Raw genomic sequence first — 15867 nt, 5'->3', positions numbered from 1 at the left:
CGATGGTCCGGTCCGGGCAAGCGCCCGAAATCTGTTGCCGGAAATCGGTTGCCCCTGTCGGAGAATGGGGAATAATTCCTATATGTCGAAGCTCGACCAGACCAAGACGCAGATCTCACGGGGCGCGCTCCACGACCGGCTGACCCACGCCAATGTCTGGTCCGCCATCGACGCGCTGGCCCAGCGCTACAATCTCTCCACCTCGGCGCTTGCCAAAAGCGCCGGGCTCGATGCGACCTCCTTCAACCGGTCCAAGCGGACGACCGCCGAGGGCCGGCCCCGGTGGCCGACCACGGAGAGCATCTCCAAAGTCCTCCAGGCGACGGGCGCCGGTCTTGACGAGTTCGTACAGCTCCTTTGCGACGATGATCCCGCGGCCCGGCCCGTGCCTCTCATCGGACTGACGCAAGCGGGAGCGGGCGGGTTCTTCGACGATGGCGGTTTTCCGGCAGGCTCCGGATGGGACGCGGTGACGCCGCCCGGCCTCGCCGACGAGAACGCCTATGCCCTTGAAGTCGCAGGCGACAGCATGGCGCCGCTCTATCGTCCGGGCGACGTGCTAATCGTCTCGCCCGCCGCCTCCATCCGAAAAGGCGACCGGCTGGTCGCAAAAACGACTGATGGGGAGGTTATGGCGAAGATCCTGGTCAAGCGCGGCCAGAAAGCGATCGAGCTTGCGTCGCTCAATCCGGAGCATTCCGATCTCGTGTTTCCGCTGAAGCGGATAGAATGGATGCACCGGATCCTTTGGGTCAGCCAGTGAGGGAACGAGGCCTTTCATGCTTCTCTTGGCACGCCTCGCCGCTTTGTCGATCGGCATCGCCGTGCTGGTGCTGTTCGTGCTGCCGGCCCTTGTGAGCGCCCCGGAGACGGACGACGGCAGCGGGCGGTCGGATGTGAAGATCGCCAGGAACACGACCTGGGACGGGAACGCATCGGACGGGCGTGCGACGGCCTCCGGCGAGGCGGGCTCTCAGAATACGACATCCTCCTGGGGCGAGCGTGCACCCACGCCCCAATCGGAACTCTCCCGCGCGGATTGGCGCATGCCGGCGCCGCCTGCTGGGGCGGGCGCCTCGCGTCTGGCCGATGCGTCGGAGGAGGTGAAGCGCTTCGCCGCTATCGAGAAAGGCCACGCCATCACCATCAAGCCAGCGGGGCGGAAGCGGTTCTACCGGGTCATCGTGCAGGATGCCGGCACCCTGAAGACGGGCAATCACATCATCCATCTCAAAGGCATCTCGGTGCGGGACGAGGATGAGACCTGCAAGGACGAGAGCGGCAAGGAATGGCCCTGCGGGACACGGGCGCGTGCGGCGTTGACCCGGCTGATCCGCGGGCGCGCCGTGGTCTGCGATCTGCCGCCCCGGGGCGACCGGCCGGAATTCGCCGCACGCTGCCGGATCGGCGAGACGGATCTTTCGCTCTGGATGGTCGAGCGGGGCTGGGCGAAGCCGGATACGGAGAACGACGACACGCTGGCGAAGGCCCGCGACAAGGCCAAGCAGGCCCAGGTCGGGCTTTGGGGCGGTCCGGGCCAGTTCCGGTCAGAGCCGGTGTACAATGAGCCGGTTCCAATCTTCGAGCAGGAGCCAATCTATGACGACGACGACCCGCTCTATCCGGGCTCGGAGCCGATCTATGATCAATGAATGGGGGAGGATACGAGATGACCAGGACGCTAATTGCCGGTTTGATAGCCATCATCGCCTTGAGCACGGGGCTCGCCACCGCACAGGCCCAGGACGCCACACCGACCCGTGAGGACCGGGAGCGGGTGCGCGATTGTTTGAACCGGCACGGGGATGCGGATGCAATCGTCCAGGCGGCCGATTGCGTGGGCCAGATCAACGCGCTCTGCAAGGACCAGGAGACGACGGCGGCGGCGCTCTCCTGCTACCAGCGGCATACGGCGATCTGGGACCGTCTGTTGAACGACTGGTACTCGGAAGCCCGCGCGAAGCTTGACCCGGCCTCGTCGGATGCGCTGCGCCACGCGCAAGTGGCCTGGATCACCTTCCGGGACGAGAAGTGCGGGTTCTGGATGACGCGCTACTCGTCGGGCACCTACAGCAATGTGATCGGCGCCGACTGCATCCAGCAGGAGACGGGTCGCCGGGCGCTGGAGATGCACGAGATCTGGAAAGAGGCGAACCTTTAGGGCTCGTCTCAGCCCGCTAGCGGTTGAGGGAATCCTCGATCAGCTTGCGGGTCTCGTCGATGCCGTAGAGCTCGATGAAGGAGCCGAAGCGCGGACCTTGGGTCTGGCCGAGGAGCACCTCGTAAAGGGCGCCGAACCAGGTCCGCAGCGGCTCGAATTCGTGGGTCTTGCCGACCTCGTAGACGAGGTTCTGGATCTCGGTCGAATCGGCGCTCGCGTCCAGCGCACCCAGCTTCTCCGACAGCTCCCGCATGGCGGCGGCCTCTTCCGGCGTCGCGTCGCGATACTTCTTCGCGGGCTTCACGAAGTCGTGGAAATAGCGCACGGCGAAGCCGACCATCTGGTCGAGCAGCGGATGCTCCTCGGGCGTGGCGCCCGGGCAGTAGCGCTTGATGAAGCCCCAGAGCACATCTGAATCTTCTGAGTTCGATGCCGAGGCGAGGTTCAGGAGCAGCGCGAACGAGATCGGCAGCTCCGCTTCCGGCGGCTCACCGCTATGGATGTGCCAGACGGGATTGCGCAGCTTGGCGTCGGGCTCTTCCTTCGGGTACGCCGCCAGGTGGCCGACATACTCATCCACCGCCTTGGGGATCACGTCGAAATAGAGCCGCTTCGCCTTCCGCGGGCTCTGGAACATGTAGAGCGCCAGAGACTCCGGCGCGGCGTAGCTCAGCCACTCGTCGATGGTGAGGCCGTTGCCGCGGGACTTGGAGATCTTCTCGCCGTTCTCATCCAGGAAGAGCTCGTAGTTGAAGCCTTCCGGCGGGTTGGCGCCGAGGATCTTGGCAATTCGGCTGGAGAGCTTCACGGAATCGATCAGATCCTTGCCGGCCATCTCGTAATCGACGCCGAGCGCCACCCAGCGCATGGCCCAGTCGGCCTTCCATTGCAGCTTGCAATGGCCGCCGGTGACCGGGAGCTGGGTGAGCTTGTCGGTGGCCGGATCCTTGAACCGGACGGCGCCGGCATCTGTGTCCACATCGATGATCGGCACCTGGAGCACCTCGCCGGTCTCCGGCGAGATCGGCAGGAAGGGGCTGTAGGTGGCGCGGCGCTCCGGGCCCAGCGTCGGCAGGATGACGTCGCGCACGGCTTCGTAGTGTTCCAAGACTTTCAGCAGCGTCTGGTCGAAGCGGCCGGACCGGTAGCAATCGGTGGCGGAGAAGAATTCGTACTCGAAGCCGAACGCATCGAGGAAGGCGCGGAGCCGCGCATTGTTGTGCTGGCCGAAGCTCGGATGCTCGCCGAACGGATCGGGGATCTGGGTCAGCGGCTTGCCGAGATGCTCCGCCACCATCTCCTTGTTGGGGATGTTGTCCGGCACCTTCCGAAGCCCATCCATGTCGTCGGAGAAGCAGATCAGCCGGGTCGGCACCTTGTCCTCGGTGAGCACGCGAAAGGCGTGGCGTACCATGGTGGTGCGGGCGACCTCGCCGAAGGTGCCGATATGTGGCAGCCCCGAGGGCCCATAGCCCGTCTCGAAGATCACCGGGGATTGGGCGGGCGTCTGCTCCAGTCGCGCAATGAGCTTGCGGGCCTCCTCGAAGGGCCAGGCCTTGCTGTCCTTGGCGGCTTCGAGCAGCTCTGGATCGAGCGGTGCCGCCTTCGACGCGGGCGACGCGGAAGAAGTGTCAGTCATGGATGAGAACCGGCAATGATGCATGTCGCCGGACGGTACGCCCGGCGGTTCGGCGCGAAACTAGGTCCCGCGCGCGGAACCGTCAATCGGGGTGCTTGCCGGACCCTTCCGAATTGCCTAGCTTCCCGCGACGTCTTCGATCATCCATCTCAAGCCATTCGGATCTGGAGCACCCCATGCCGACTTCGCTGACCCATCATGAAGCGCTGATCTACGTGATGGTGACCGTCGCCGCGGTCGACCGGGCGATCTCCGACCTTGAATATGCGCGGATCGGCGAGATCGTCTCGACCTTGCCCATCTTCGACGATTTCGACGACGAGCAGCTGGTGCCCACCACCTCGGCCTGCGGCGAGCTGCTCGGCCAGCCGGATGGGCTGCAGCAGGTGATCGGCCTGGTGCGCGAGGCGCTGGATCATCGCCTGCGGGAAACGGCCTATGCGGTTGCGCTGGAGGTGGCTGCGGCGGATCTCGACGTCCCGGACACAGAGACGCGGCTGCTGGAGATCATCGCCACCGGGCTCTCCCTCGACAAGCTGACCACGGTCGCCATCGAGCGGGGCATCCGGGCGCGCAACACGGTCCTTTAGGCTCCCGCACACCATATTTTGAACGATCGCTGCCAAGGCGGCGATTTTTCGCGTTTCTCCAGCTATCAGTTGGGGAACGGAGCAGGCCGTCAACCGTTAGACAGTCATTCCGTTGATCCATTTTACCGTCGGAGGACACTATGCTGGGCTGGAATGACAGAAAATCGAGCCGTTATCTCGATCCCGAGGACCTATACGATCAGCTCGATTCCATGCGCAGCTATCTGGGCGACCTCACCCGCACGGTATCGAAGAACACCAAGAGCGGAGCGAGCTCGGCCAAGTCCTATGTCAGCCATACGGCGGACGACGCCGAGGAGTTGATGAGGGACAATCTCGCCGCCTCTATGCTGCTGGCTGTGGGTGTCGGTGTCGTGGTCGGCTATTTCCTCGGCCGCGGCGGCGAAGACTAAGCCGGCGCCCGGCTCACCTCACGACTGCGCTTACTGCATCAACTGAACGGCGCCGCTATAAAGCGCGCCGCCGACCACGCACGGCACGGCAATCTGCGCCTGACCTAAGGCGCTTGCCGCGACGCAGCCTGTCGCAATGCCGATAGAGCCGACCTTGGCGAGCTTGGAGCCGCCCGCCTCGTTCATGGCATGCTCGCGTTGGGCCTCTTCGATGGCCGTGAGCTGATCTTTCCTCACCTCTTCCGCTTCAAATGCTTCGGCGGCGGCGATCACCTCCCGCAAGGGACCCGCGATCTCCTCAGGCTGTCGGGGATATTCCGCCCGGTAGAGGCTGATGAGCTGGCGGTCGCGCTCCGCGTAGGATGCAAGCGTCCATTTCGCGGTGCCGCCGGTGGTGACCTTCTCCACCAGCTTCGGATCGTTCTTCCAGCCGCTCCAGAGGCTGCTCCAGGAGAACCCCGCCTCCTCGTCGCTCTTCGACCAGCGCAGCGCCTCCATAATGCGCATGACCGGCTGATACTGGCCGGTGGCGCTGTAATAGCCCCAAAGCGTGTAGATGACCGGGGAGCCGTCCTCGAGGGGAAGCTCCATGAGCCCCGGCTCCTTGCCGTCGACATAGGCGTCGATCAGGGGCTTCCGCAGGGGCATCTTGTCCTGAAACTGAATGAGCAGATCCTGCCAGTCGGGCCGGCCGGAATAGGCGATGGCCTTGATGATGACGGCCTGCTCCTTGGGCGGCATGGGGAACATCCCGGCGATCAGCTTCGGCGCATCATTCTTGTTGGCGCCAAGCACGCCGGCGATGAAGCCGATGCAGAAGCCACCCTTCTCCTCATCGCCGAACAGGCCGAGCTCGCGCATGGCGTGAACGGCGGCGGGCAGACGATGAGGAGAAGGGTGGGTCCGATAATCGGAGGCCCACTGGATGAGCTGCTCGGGGCTGGAGAAGGTCCCTGAAGGGGCGGCTTTCGCCGGCCCCGTCAGAAGAAACGTGTAGGCGCAGAGCGCCAGAACAGTGAGAACAAACGCAACAGCGCGCATCGGTCTTTCGCCTTCTGCCCCCCGGCCCCAGCGTGATGCGACCTATACAACCACTCTGCTATCCGGTTGCTCGCCGGATCGTTGTCGAGTTGCAACAACTTCGTGGCTTTTTTGCGAGACTTCACGTTGACGGACAACGATTCTTGCAGTCGGTGAAGTAGACTCGCGTTTCAAAAGTCTGCGGCGTGATTCGCAGCGATTATCTGCGTGCAGCGAGATTTTTTGCGGCCTCCGCCGGCTCCGAAAAAACGGGGCGCGAAGCGGCGCAGGCCCGACTTCATTGGGAGGAGGATTTCATGACTTCGACGACGGAGCGCTATGACGCGCTGAGTGAGGCCTTGGCGGCCAGCTGGTGGGCGGTGGGTCTGCGCGGCGTGTTCGGCATCGCCTTCGGCATCATCTGCCTTGCCGTGCCGGGCGCGGCCCTGCTGACCCTGGTGCTGCTGTTTTCCGCCTACATGCTGGTCGATGGCGTGTTCGCCATCATCGCCGGCGTGCGCCAGGCGAGCCACGGCGAACGCTGGGGGCTTTTGATCCTGGAAGGCGTGGTGAGCATCGCGGCGGGCGTGATCGCCTTTCTGTGGCCCGACATCACCCTGCTGGTCTTCATGTATCTAATCGCCTTCTGGGCGGTCTTGAGCGGCTTCCTGATGCTTTCCGCCGCCTTCAGCCTGAACCTGGAGCATGGGCGCTGGTGGCTGGCGCTGGGCGGCATCGCCTCGGTGATCTTCGGCATCGCGCTGATGGTCGTGCCGCTGATCGGTGCGGTGGTGCTGACCTGGTGGCTGGGCGCCTATGCCATCGTGTTCGGTATCCTGCTCTTGGTGCTGGCCTTCCAGCTTCACAGCCGGCGGGACGAGGTCGTCCGCGGCACAGGCGCAGCTGAAGCCAAGCCGGCGGCGCCGAAGCGCAGCACACCGGCGCGGCGCAGCTCGACAAGCCGGACGGCAAAGAAGAGCTAGGCACTGCCGCCTGCGAAACGGAGATCCATGGGCTTTCGCCCAGGGTCTCCATCAGACGGTCAGAACGCGTCGCTTCCGCGGCGCGTTCTTTTTTTGATATTGGATGCCGCTCGCCCGGCCGGCCAAGTCGGGAACCACACAACGCTTCACCGGAAATGACCGCGCATCCTCACATTTACTGCCGCAATCCTCTGCACCCGACGACGCTTTACCTGTCGGACGCGTGGTGGGCGGACAACCGCGGCCGCGTGAAAACCGCTCCGGTTCCGGATGGGGCGGATTGTCGAGGCATCGAACGGCTTCGCGTCTGTCTTCCCGATGGCATCCAGCCGCCCAGCTTGTGGTCGTTGTGCAAGACGACCCGCCTTGGGCAGATGCGCCTGACGACACCGATCGAAGAATTTTCGTGCGGGCTGACGATCTGCCAACTCCAAAGAAACAGCGATGAGCTCGCGCGCTGGATCGATCTGCACAGACAGCTCTACGCCGAGACCCATCAAGACAATCCCGTAGCGCCGCTCTCCGACGACGACGCCCGAAAGCTTTTCGCCGGCAAGGATCTTCATCCGGAGGCGATTTTGGCCGGTTTCGACGATCAGGAAATGGCGGGCGTCTCAAGTCTCAGATCGGGGTCCGACGAGAGGCTGGAGCTGGGGTGGACCGGCTTGCCCGGACGCATCGCGTCTCAGGAGACCGCCTGTCTGGTGGCCGCTGCGGCCGCGAGGGCGCGAGCGCTCGGTCGGGACGTTATCGCGGTGGAGGCCGACGACACCGACCGGGCGCTCACCGAGGCGCTAGACCAGTTCGACGTGGAATGGTGCCAGACCTTTCGGACCTACGAGCTCGCCTGGTCTCCGGCCGAAGCCCAGGGCCAGGGATGAGGTGAGCGCCAGGCTAAAAGAAACTCATGGGGAAATAGCGGAGCAGCAACTCCTCGTAGCGCCCATCGGCATGGACCCGGTAGAGGGCATAGTTGAGGATTTCCAGCATCTTGCGGTCGCCCTTGGGCACGGCGATCCCCACGCCCTCGCCGAAGAAGGTGGCATCCATATACGGCCCGCCGCGGAACTCGCAGCAGCCGTCGCTGGTGACGCCGTTGAGCCAGAAGGTGAGGCCAATGCCGTCGCCAAAGGCGAGCTCGGCGGTGCCATCCTTAACCGCGCCGTTGGCCGCTTCCGCCGAGCTGAAGGTGATGACCTCGGCATCGGGGAAATAGGCCTTGAGGTAAGCCGCGTGGCCGGTGCCTTCCATCACCGCGACTTTGACCCCTTTCAGGGTCTCAGGCCGCGGATCGGTGATTTCGCTATCCTTGGCGGCGATGAAGCGGGCGGGCGTCGCATAGTAGCGCTGGGTGAAATCGGCCTTGCGCCGGTTTTCACTGTCGATCCGGATGGAGGCGATGGCAGCGTCGGCCTCGCCCGATTCAAGCTGGGCGAAGAGGTCGTCCCAGTCGACCTCCTCTATCTCGCATTCCACCTCGAGCACCTCGCAGATGGCGCGGGCCAGATCGACATTGAAGCCGGTGAGGACACCCTCTTCGTCGAAATAGTGAAATGGCGGGTAGTCGCTGTCGGTCAGGAAGCGGAGCTTTTCCCGGTCGCCAAGCTTCGGCTCCTGGGGCACCACATCGCCCTGCCAGACATCGGGCACGAGCTGGGTTTGCGCTGCGGCGGGGACGGTCAGCCCTGGAGCCAGACCGAGGGCAAAGCCGGCCGTTAAAGCGAGCAGGCCGAGGACCGTTGCGCCGGCACGCAAGCGTCTGCGCCAGCCCCTCGTTTCACGATCGTTCACGCCGATTTCCCGCCTCGCCTCCATGTTTCCGGTTCTACTTGGGCCACTTCGCTCTGTCAGCAGGAAGATTGGCCGGGCCAACCGGAAGATTGCACCCTTTTAAGTTGTATTAAATTTGATATACATCTTTAACGTGCTGATTTGGCTTCCCTTTTTGCGTGTTTGCCGTTGCGGCCCGCCCGGCATCCGGGAATACTGATGCGGGCGTTGCGTACAGCGTATGGGGTTGGGCCGGTGTTCGGGGGCAAGCAAGTACAGACCATGCCTGCGTGGTCGATGCCGGCCGCGCAGACCGATCCATTCGCAGATTACGCCTTCCTTCTCAACGGCACCATCGACCGAGCCACTCTTGCCCGAGGCGTTGCGCTCGGCGCCCGTTGGGGCGTGAGCCCTCACGAAGCCCTCATCGCGACCGGCTGGCTCAGCGCGGAGAACTACGCCCGCGCTCTGGCGGAATATTGCGGGGTCGGGTTCGTTTCGCCCGAACAGCGTCATCGCCTGGTCCCGCCCTCGCGTGCCTTGCGCCCACGGGACTGTCTGAGGACCGGCGTGCTGAAGCTGGGGGGTCTCCGCTCCCGGGCCGTACTCGCCGTGGACAATCGGAATCCCACAACGTTGAAATTCGCGCTCTCGGGGTTCGACGCTCGCACGCTCGCCTTCGCGCCACAGCCCGCCGTGCGGTCGGCGATCTGCCGTCACTTCGAGCACGCCTTCAAGGCTCATGCCTCGGAAGGGCTGCACAGGCGCGACCCCGAACGAAGCGCCAAGACGCCCCTACCCCGCTGGATGCTCGGCGCGATCGCCCTCATCGCAGTCGCGGCGGCCACAGGCCTGGCGCTCTCATTCACCGATACGGTCCGGGCGTTGAGCCTTTTGATGGCCGCGGTCTTCCTGCCCATCGCCGGCTTACGGGTGGCGGCGCTTTGGTATTTCGCATTCCGTCGAGAGAGGCCTCCAGAGCCCATCCCGCGCGTCCCCGATACGGCGCTGCCGGTCTATACGCTGCTGGTGCCGCTCTTGCGGGAGGCGGCTGTGGTGCGCCGCCTGACCGAGGCGCTGAAGCGGCTCGACTACCCGGCCTTAGGTAGCAAACGCACCAAGGCTATTTAGAGTCTACCACCATAGGTAGACGCGTGGTAACCTTTCCCGGTCAGCGATGGGAGGGGCTCATGCGCACGATAATCCTAGCAACGGCCATGCTACTGGCCACCACTCTGGCGTCTGAGGCCGCGTGTTTCGGCTCGGATGCCTTCTCTACGTGCTCGGACAGCAACGGCAATAGCTATACAGTCCAGCGGTTTGGTAACTCGACCTACGTCAACGGGCATAATTCCCGTACCGGCAGTTCGTGGTCACAGAACTCGAACACGTTCGGCAACACGACCTACCATAATGGGCGTGCGGCTAACGGCAATTCCTGGAACATGACCGACCAGAACTTCGGCGGCACCCGGTCTCTTTCCGGAACCGATAGCCAAGGAAATAGCTTCAACTACACGTGCAACCAGTTTGGCTGTAACTAGACGAGGCGGTTTGCCGCTTGTCAGAGCTTCGCGGCATAGGTAGGTGAATGCCATGACATTGCAGGTAACTTTCAACGGCCAAATTCTCTTCGAGGATTCGAACGAAGAGAACGTCCTGGTGCCCTACGATGACGGCGAGCGCGCCAATGCCTTCTATGCACTAACGAACGCGCTCGCCATCTTGTCGGGCGTTACGCCGCGATGTTCACGCGACGCCACGGAAGACGCGACGGATGAACATTGCTCAGGAAGCGAACCAAATCCTGTCGACCATAAAGACGGTGTCGTCGTGCCCCTAAGAGGACGACAGGCTGATTGAAGTGGCAGCTAAGCGCTGACACCAGATCGTCTGCCTCATGCCGGTTGTCGATGACATGATCTTTCACGGCAGCGACCGCGAAGTTAACGCCTTGCTCTCTGACGAAAGCGATTTCCCAATTAGCCATGTATAGGCTCCTTTTGAATGCCGGAGCCTAGGGCGGGGCGTTGACAGGAGCGGCAATAGCGCTCATAAACTTCCCCGTGGGGACAACACCACACTCTAGGACGTCCGACTAGTTTCAGCGAACGCCGAGGTGCGCCAACACCTCGGCGTTCTTCTTTTACCCCTCGTTAAGCATACGAGTCTAGGGCGAACGCCGTTCGCAATGCATTTTTTGCGTGCGTTAACGCCTAATGAGAAGAATCTTGCGGAGTACTCCAAATTCGGACCCCGCCTCGCTTCTCAGGACTCTCGACCTTCCCGCGCTTCCATTGCAGCCGCATCGCCTGAACGATGCGATAGGTGAGCGACGTGCGCAGCACGGTGTCGCCTTGGTCCAGTCCTTTCGTCCGCATGACTCTCAGAGCCAATTCGCGTGTATCTAGCGGCCCTTCATCAGCAAGGGCTGCTTTGCATATCCGCACGATCTCACCCCGCTTAAACAGCCTCAGGGTGTCCATGTAGACGGGGAACTCCGTCCGCCCGTCTGGTGCCTCGAACATGCGCAGGGTGGCGTTGACGTGCGCCAGATCGATTCTCGCCGTTTGGATCTTCTTTTCGTACATCGCAATCGTCTGTTCGATTTGATGTCGCTTCCGCTCAAGCGTGCGGACGATGTTCGGATCGCTTGCCATTATTTGCTCCGCTGCCAATAGCCCTTCCATGCCGCGCTAGGCTCGTGAGCCATTGCGAGGCCAATCACGCGGCGCGCTAGAGCGCCATTGTCCAAGCGCCGGTGATCTTCCTTCCAAGCCGCTTCGCAGGCGTACTGGTGGAGGTACTGCGGGCTCACCTGATGGTGCTGGCCATCGACCATGCGGCGGAGCCGAGAAAAGAGGCTTTCGGCTTGGTTCGTGCAGCAACCGTCCATGCTGTAGGCTTCCGAGTGGTTGATGCGCAGCGTCTCGAAACGCTCGTGCAGCACGTCCCAATGGGGTGCCTCGTCGGCATGGATGCGGGCGTTCATGTCAGCGAACTGGTTGGCGTAAAACACGCCATCGGCCTCGTTACGGACCACGAAAGTCAGCGTCCGGCCCTTGCGCTGGCGAAGAGCAATCACGACACGGCGCTTGCCGGTCTGATGCTTGCCAAGGCGACGGTCAATCCGATCCTCGGCACGGTTTGCCGGCCGGATTGAGCCGCCAAAATATGCGCCGTCGATTTCGCATTCGCCGGTCAGCTTCATGCCTTCCGTCTCGGCCGCCATGGCTTCCCTGATCTTGTGCGAGAGCACGAAAGCCGTCTTGTGCTGGCAGTCCAGATCGCGGGACAGCTGGAGCGCGGAGATACCCTTAACCGCATTCGTGAAAATGCAGATCGCGGCCAGGAGGTCGGTAAAGCTCATCTTCCGCGAGGCAAAGATGGTCCCGCTCGTGACGCTGAACTGGTGATAGCAGCCTGCGCACTTGAACTTGCGGCGCGTCGTGATGCTGTAGGTCTCGCAAGAGCCGCAACGCGGGCAAACCGCCTCGCCATCCGTCTCAGCCCAACGCAGCTTGCAAAAGATCTCGTAAGCCTTGTCCTCGCCGCCTTGATAGATCGCCTTCAGGGAGAGGGTGCGGGCTTTGGAGGAAAGGAGGAAGTGCTGAGACATTGGATATAACCATATTCGATGATGTTATGCATCATATATGGCTGTAGACATAACCAATGTCAAGGGTATATATCATCGGATGCGATGATTTTTGTGAGGCCCTATGGCAGAGCGCAAGGCAAACCCGGTCAACGTCGAATACGAGACGCGGGCTAAGAACCTTCTCAAGGCAGAGCTAAAGCGGAAGGGGATTACCTATCGGCAGCTCGCAGAGAAGCTTGCCGATCTAGGGATTCAAGAGAACGAGCGGAACCTGAACAACAAGATCAGCCGGGGAGGTTTCACGGCCGCCTTCATGCTCCAGTGCTTAGAGGCAATTGGAGCGAACGATATTAGGCTCTAGTCGTCTGGCAGATCGATTACTTGGTGTATGTCGGTGACCCGATAGGCGACCGGCTTTCCGCCCTTGGTTTCCAAGTTAACGTCTACAACGAATCCCTTCTTGTAGACGTTATCGTCGGCCTCACGAATTTCATGCTTGATGCGTTCCTCGGCCATTTCTGAGACGTAGATCAGCGGTAGGGGCCGGTCCAGAACGTCCTCGATTTTCACCCATTCTCCGGTCCTTTTGCCGATAGCCGTGTCTTTCACATTTGACTGCTCAAAGACCATTAGGACTTTGGAGTGGTCGGCGTGGGTGCTTTTTTCGATTTCGCGTTTCTGAGCCTCTATGGTTTTGAGCGCCAGTTTGGCTTCCGGAGTGCGGAATTTGATGGATGCCGTGATCTGCTTTTTCCCGTCCTCATACTGGACGGCCTCAAGCTCGGCAGACGCGTCAGGGTCCCTAGCAATCGCAGAGACCTCGCCCATGAAATCCTTTAGCTCCGATTTCGAAATATCGGCCTCGGTCTTGCCGTGCAAATAGGTGGTTAGCCGCGAGCCATAGAGCCGGATGAAGTGCTCTAGAATTAGGGCTTGGTCCATGGTCGCTATAAGCGATGGCCAGAACGGAATTAGTTCGGCGATCACCGATCCCTTTCTGACTTCACTCACGAACATCTCGGCTTCCGGAGCGAGATCTGGATAGCTTGCCCGGATGAAGCGGTCGTACTGGCTTGAAAGCGAGGCAAACGCGGCAACAAAGTCGCCGACCTCTATTGGCTCGCTCGTGCAAAGCTTTAGCGTTATGTGAGCAGGCTCTTCCCCCATAAGTTGAGAGTATGAAGCCGCTCCATTTTTGTCACTCATTTTAGCCTCGACTATCGAGGCCCTAAGCAGCATCGCGATAAAGGGGAAGTGGCGGTTGTCGGCACGGCCCCCTTTATTTGGTGCGTTTGCTACCTAAGGCCGCGACTACCCTCCGGCCAAACTCGACATCAAGCTGATCCTGGAAGAGACGGATCACGAGACGATCGCCGCCGTCCGCGCGCTGAGGCTGCCCGGCAATTTCGAGATCGTGGTGGCACCGGATTTCGCCCCGCGCACGAAGCCGAAGGCGCTGAACTTCGCCATGCCGCTCGCCCGGGGCGACTATGTGGTGATCTACGATGCGGAAGACCTGCCCGAGCCGGATCAGTTGCGGACGGCGCTCCATGCCTTCCGGGTGGGACCGCCGAACCTCGCCTGCGTGCAGGCCAAGCTGAACCTTTACAATGCCGGCCAATGCTGGCTGACCAAGCAGTTCACCCTGGAATACACCGCGCTCTTCGATGGGCTGTTGCCGGCGCTCGCTCGCTTTCGCCTGCCAATCCCGCTCGGTGGCACCTCGAACCATTTCCGCATCTCGGCGCTGAAATGGCTATCGGGGTGGGATGCCTACAATGTCACGGAAGACGCCGATCTCGGCATCCGCCTGGCGCGGGCCGGCTATTGCTGCGGTGTGATCGATTCCACCACCCATGAGGAAGCGCCGCCGCGCTTAGGCCTTTGGATCGCCCAGCGGACGCGCTGGATGAAGGGATATATCCAGACCTATCTGGTGCATATGCGCCATCCGCGGCAGATGCTTCGCGAGCTGGGCTGGCGCGGCTTCTTCGGTTTCCAGCTGACCGTCGGCGGCACGGTGCTCTCGGCTCTGGTGCATCCGTGGTTTTACGCGCTCGCCGGCTATGACCTGATGCGCGGCATGCTGTTCGACGTGCCCGCCGGCCTGCTCGGCTGGCCCGTTTGGGGGCTGGCGCTGTTCGTTCTTCTCGGGGGGTATGGCGGCGCGCTGGGGCTGGCAGCCTTCACCGCCTGGCGGCGGCGTCATCGCTGGCTGCTGCCCCAGATCGCACTGATGCCGGTCTATTGGCTTCTTGTTTCGGTGGGGACCTATCGCGGGCTCTGGCATTTCATCACCAAGCGCTTTGCCTGGGAAAAAACGCCCCACGGTCTGGCGCGGGGAGTGGCGCCTCATTCAACGCAGAACGGCGCAGGTTAAGGCTTCTGGCCCTCAGGCTCCTTGTAGTGCTTGGCCGTTGCTTGTTCTCGCGCGCGTTCAACCTCAACACTGGTCTCGCGCTTGCGGTCCATGGTGATGCCGTAGACGAGAGCTCCGCCCAAACAGACGACGCCAATGCCGCCGATTACCCATAACCAACCAGCGGTATCATTCAGAAATTCCATCGGTTGTCTCCTTCCCTTTAACAGGAAACAACGCGAAGCGACCGCCCGGAGTTCAACCACGGGTGGCGGTCGCAGGCGAGCATCCCCCCTTAGGGCGCTCCTACCGTATGGGCCGTGATGGTGTATCCGAACGGATCTCGAAAGGAGAAATAACGGCCGAAAGGTCCGTCCTTAGGCGCTAGGACGATTGGCGTGCCATGCTCCACAAGTTTGTCATGCAGGGCATCGGCATCGTCGCAGCCGAACCAGATGGCAAGGCCCACCCCCAGCTCCTCAGCTTTTTCTACGTTTACCATGGGCTCGCGGACGGCAAACGGAATAGGCGCGGTATCGAATACGACGGCGCCCGGCGGGCTCTGGGGCGCAACTTTCAGGCCGACGACCTTCGTATAGAAGCTGCGCGCCGCATCGAGCTCCTTGGTCTGGATGGCAATAAAGTCTGGGCCGATCAGGTGGGGCATTACTCTGGTTTCCTTAGCTGAAACACCATCTATTATAAGGACGCTGATATTGTATAAGGGCCCTAATATGTCAGGTCAACACGCCGAACGATTGAACGATCCCTATGCGACGATTGGGTTTGCGCTGAAGCAGGCTCAGCAAGCGCTTCGCGCTCATATGGACACCGGACTGCGCGAGATCGGGCTGACGACGCCCCAGTACGCGGTGCTCGCTTCCCTGCAGGTCGAGCCGGGCGCATCGAATGCTGCGCTCGCGCGACGTGCCTTCGTTACCCCACAAACGATGCAGGCAATCCTGGTCACGCTCGAACGCTCGGGCCTGATCCTGCGGACACCGCATCCCCAACACGGGCGGGTCATGAAGACTGAGCTGACGGCGTCGGGTCATGACGCCTTGGAAGCTGCCACCGGGATCGTAGCCGAAGCGGAAGCGCGCTTGCAGCGAGCGGCGGCACCGCTCGAGAGCCAAACGGCCATCGCGATGCTGCTGCGGATGGCGGAGGTATTCCGCTAAGCATCTAAGCGTCGACGTAGAATTCGCTGGAGCGGGTGATGGGAATCGAACCCACGACACGTAGCTTGGGAAGCTACTGCTCTACCACTGAGCTACACCCGCGCTGTTACGGTTCGTAGCATGGCGCGAAATCACCGGGAAGTGATTTGC

20 protein-coding genes, 1 tRNA gene and 1 pseudogene are annotated in these 15867 nt (G+C 62.0%); 13 read left to right on the top strand and 9 right to left on the bottom strand.

What is annotated here, in order from left to right:
- Window positions 1-82 precede the first annotated feature (82 nt).
- Genes ACFQ2F_RS14110 through ACFQ2F_RS14100 form a run of 3 tightly spaced genes read left to right on the top strand, consistent with a single transcriptional unit; the run spans window position 83 to window position 2161 of the window.
- The gene (locus tag ACFQ2F_RS14110; RefSeq protein ID WP_379091134.1) at window positions 83-763 is read left to right on the top strand and encodes a S24 family peptidase; all 681 of its coding nucleotides are present in this window, start codon (window positions 83-85) and stop codon (window positions 761-763) included.
- Window positions 764-779: 16 nt separating this feature from the next.
- The gene (locus ACFQ2F_RS14105) at window positions 780-1652 is read left to right on the top strand and encodes a thermonuclease family protein (RefSeq protein WP_379091132.1); all 873 of its coding nucleotides are present in this window, start codon (window positions 780-782) and stop codon (window positions 1650-1652) included.
- Between the two features lie 17 nt (window positions 1653-1669).
- Complete coding sequence (locus ACFQ2F_RS14100) at window positions 1670-2161, top strand: lysozyme inhibitor LprI family protein (RefSeq protein WP_379091130.1); 492 nt, start codon at window positions 1670-1672, stop codon at window positions 2159-2161.
- 16 nt (window positions 2162-2177) lie between these two features.
- Here the strand turns inward: ACFQ2F_RS14100 and ACFQ2F_RS14095 are convergent, their stop codons facing one another.
- Window positions 2178-3800: a lysine--tRNA ligase gene (locus ACFQ2F_RS14095; RefSeq protein ID WP_379091129.1), complete on the bottom strand. Its 1623-nt coding sequence runs from the start codon at window positions 3798-3800 to the stop codon at window positions 2178-2180.
- 176 nt (window positions 3801-3976) lie between these two features.
- Here ACFQ2F_RS14095 and ACFQ2F_RS14090 point away from each other — a divergent pair, with 176 nt between their 5' ends.
- Window positions 3977-4390 carry a tellurite resistance TerB family protein gene (locus tag ACFQ2F_RS14090; RefSeq protein WP_379091127.1) on the top strand — a complete coding sequence of 138 codons (414 nt, stop codon included), beginning with the start codon at window positions 3977-3979 and terminating at the stop codon, window positions 4388-4390.
- A gap of 140 nt (window positions 4391-4530) precedes the next feature.
- A complete protein-coding gene (locus ACFQ2F_RS14085; RefSeq protein WP_379091125.1) occupies window positions 4531-4803 on the top strand; it encodes a hypothetical protein in 273 nt (90 codons plus the stop codon).
- Window positions 4804-4833: 30 nt separating this feature from the next.
- Here the strand turns inward: ACFQ2F_RS14085 and ACFQ2F_RS14080 are convergent, their stop codons facing one another.
- Window positions 4834-5844, bottom strand: a complete 1011-nt coding sequence (locus ACFQ2F_RS14080; protein WP_379091124.1) for a hypothetical protein — start codon at window positions 5842-5844, stop codon at window positions 4834-4836.
- A 296-nt stretch (window positions 5845-6140) separates the two neighbouring features.
- Between ACFQ2F_RS14080 and ACFQ2F_RS14075 the strand changes: the two genes are divergently transcribed.
- On the top strand, window positions 6141-6806 hold the full coding sequence (locus ACFQ2F_RS14075) for an HdeD family acid-resistance protein (protein WP_379091122.1): 666 nt from the start codon (window positions 6141-6143) through the stop codon (window positions 6804-6806).
- Window positions 6807-7180: 374 nt separating this feature from the next.
- The gene (locus tag ACFQ2F_RS14070; RefSeq protein WP_379091120.1) at window positions 7181-7687 is read left to right on the top strand and encodes a hypothetical protein; all 507 of its coding nucleotides are present in this window, start codon (window positions 7181-7183) and stop codon (window positions 7685-7687) included.
- Window positions 7688-7700: 13 nt separating this feature from the next.
- Here the strand turns inward: ACFQ2F_RS14070 and ACFQ2F_RS14065 are convergent, their stop codons facing one another.
- A complete protein-coding gene (locus ACFQ2F_RS14065) occupies window positions 7701-8597 on the bottom strand; it encodes a transporter substrate-binding domain-containing protein (protein ID WP_379091119.1) in 897 nt (298 codons plus the stop codon).
- 261 nt (window positions 8598-8858) lie between these two features.
- On the opposite strand from ACFQ2F_RS14065, the gene ACFQ2F_RS14060 reads away from it, so the two are divergent.
- Genes ACFQ2F_RS14060 through ACFQ2F_RS14050 form a run of 3 tightly spaced genes read left to right on the top strand, consistent with a single transcriptional unit; the run spans window position 8859 to window position 10439 of the window.
- Window positions 8859-9707, top strand: a complete 849-nt coding sequence (locus ACFQ2F_RS14060; RefSeq protein WP_379091118.1) for a hypothetical protein — start codon at window positions 8859-8861, stop codon at window positions 9705-9707.
- 59 nt (window positions 9708-9766) lie between these two features.
- Window positions 9767-10120, top strand: a complete 354-nt coding sequence (locus ACFQ2F_RS14055) for a hypothetical protein (RefSeq protein ID WP_379091116.1) — start codon at window positions 9767-9769, stop codon at window positions 10118-10120.
- Between the two features lie 52 nt (window positions 10121-10172).
- Complete coding sequence (locus ACFQ2F_RS14050) at window positions 10173-10439, top strand: hypothetical protein (protein WP_379091114.1); 267 nt, start codon at window positions 10173-10175, stop codon at window positions 10437-10439.
- 353 nt (window positions 10440-10792) lie between these two features.
- Here the strand turns inward: ACFQ2F_RS14050 and ACFQ2F_RS14045 are convergent, their stop codons facing one another.
- Together ACFQ2F_RS14045 and ACFQ2F_RS14040 are read right to left on the bottom strand one after the other, a co-directional pair.
- On the bottom strand, window positions 10793-11236 hold the full coding sequence (locus ACFQ2F_RS14045) for a hypothetical protein (RefSeq protein WP_379091112.1): 444 nt from the start codon (window positions 11234-11236) through the stop codon (window positions 10793-10795).
- The gene (locus tag ACFQ2F_RS14040; RefSeq protein WP_379091110.1) at window positions 11236-12195 is read right to left on the bottom strand and encodes an IS1595 family transposase; all 960 of its coding nucleotides are present in this window, start codon (window positions 12193-12195) and stop codon (window positions 11236-11238) included. Before ACFQ2F_RS14040 ends, ACFQ2F_RS14045 begins: the two co-directional genes overlap by 1 nt.
- 103 nt (window positions 12196-12298) lie before the next feature.
- On the opposite strand from ACFQ2F_RS14040, the gene ACFQ2F_RS14035 reads away from it, so the two are divergent.
- Window positions 12299-12538, top strand: coding sequence for a DUF6471 domain-containing protein (locus tag ACFQ2F_RS14035; RefSeq protein WP_379091108.1), 240 nt, complete (start codon window positions 12299-12301; stop codon window positions 12536-12538).
- Here ACFQ2F_RS14035 and ACFQ2F_RS14030 read toward each other — a convergent pair.
- Window positions 12535-13383, bottom strand: coding sequence for a hypothetical protein (locus ACFQ2F_RS14030; protein ID WP_379091107.1), 849 nt, complete (start codon window positions 13381-13383; stop codon window positions 12535-12537). The two genes, ACFQ2F_RS14035 and ACFQ2F_RS14030, sit on opposite strands and share 4 nt — an antisense overlap.
- A 118-nt stretch (window positions 13384-13501) precedes the next feature.
- On the opposite strand from ACFQ2F_RS14030, the pseudogene ACFQ2F_RS14025 reads away from it, so the two are divergent.
- Window positions 13502-14557 (top strand): annotated as a pseudogene (locus tag ACFQ2F_RS14025) (glycosyltransferase family 2 protein); the annotation flags it as partial.
- Here the strand turns inward: ACFQ2F_RS14025 and ACFQ2F_RS14020 are convergent.
- The gene (locus ACFQ2F_RS14020; RefSeq protein ID WP_379091105.1) at window positions 14554-14742 is read right to left on the bottom strand and encodes a hypothetical protein; all 189 of its coding nucleotides are present in this window, start codon (window positions 14740-14742) and stop codon (window positions 14554-14556) included. The pseudogene ACFQ2F_RS14025 and the gene ACFQ2F_RS14020 overlap by 4 nt on opposite strands.
- 89 nt (window positions 14743-14831) lie before the next feature.
- Complete coding sequence (locus tag ACFQ2F_RS14015) at window positions 14832-15203, bottom strand: VOC family protein (RefSeq protein ID WP_379091103.1); 372 nt, start codon at window positions 15201-15203, stop codon at window positions 14832-14834.
- Window positions 15204-15270: 67 nt separating this feature from the next.
- On the opposite strand from ACFQ2F_RS14015, the gene ACFQ2F_RS14010 reads away from it, so the two are divergent.
- The gene (locus ACFQ2F_RS14010; RefSeq protein ID WP_379091101.1) at window positions 15271-15717 is read left to right on the top strand and encodes a MarR family winged helix-turn-helix transcriptional regulator; all 447 of its coding nucleotides are present in this window, start codon (window positions 15271-15273) and stop codon (window positions 15715-15717) included.
- A gap of 27 nt (window positions 15718-15744) precedes the next feature.
- Here ACFQ2F_RS14010 and ACFQ2F_RS14005 read toward each other — a convergent pair.
- Window positions 15745-15819 (bottom strand) — tRNA-Gly (locus ACFQ2F_RS14005).
- Window positions 15820-15867 lie beyond the last annotated feature (48 nt).

The organism is Methyloligella solikamskensis, from assembly GCF_042676065.1.
GTDB lineage: Bacteria > Pseudomonadota > Alphaproteobacteria > Rhizobiales > Methyloligellaceae > Methyloligella > Methyloligella solikamskensis.
The sequence above is the reverse complement of the archived record's forward strand: the minus strand, read 5'-3'. Positions and strand labels throughout refer to the sequence as shown.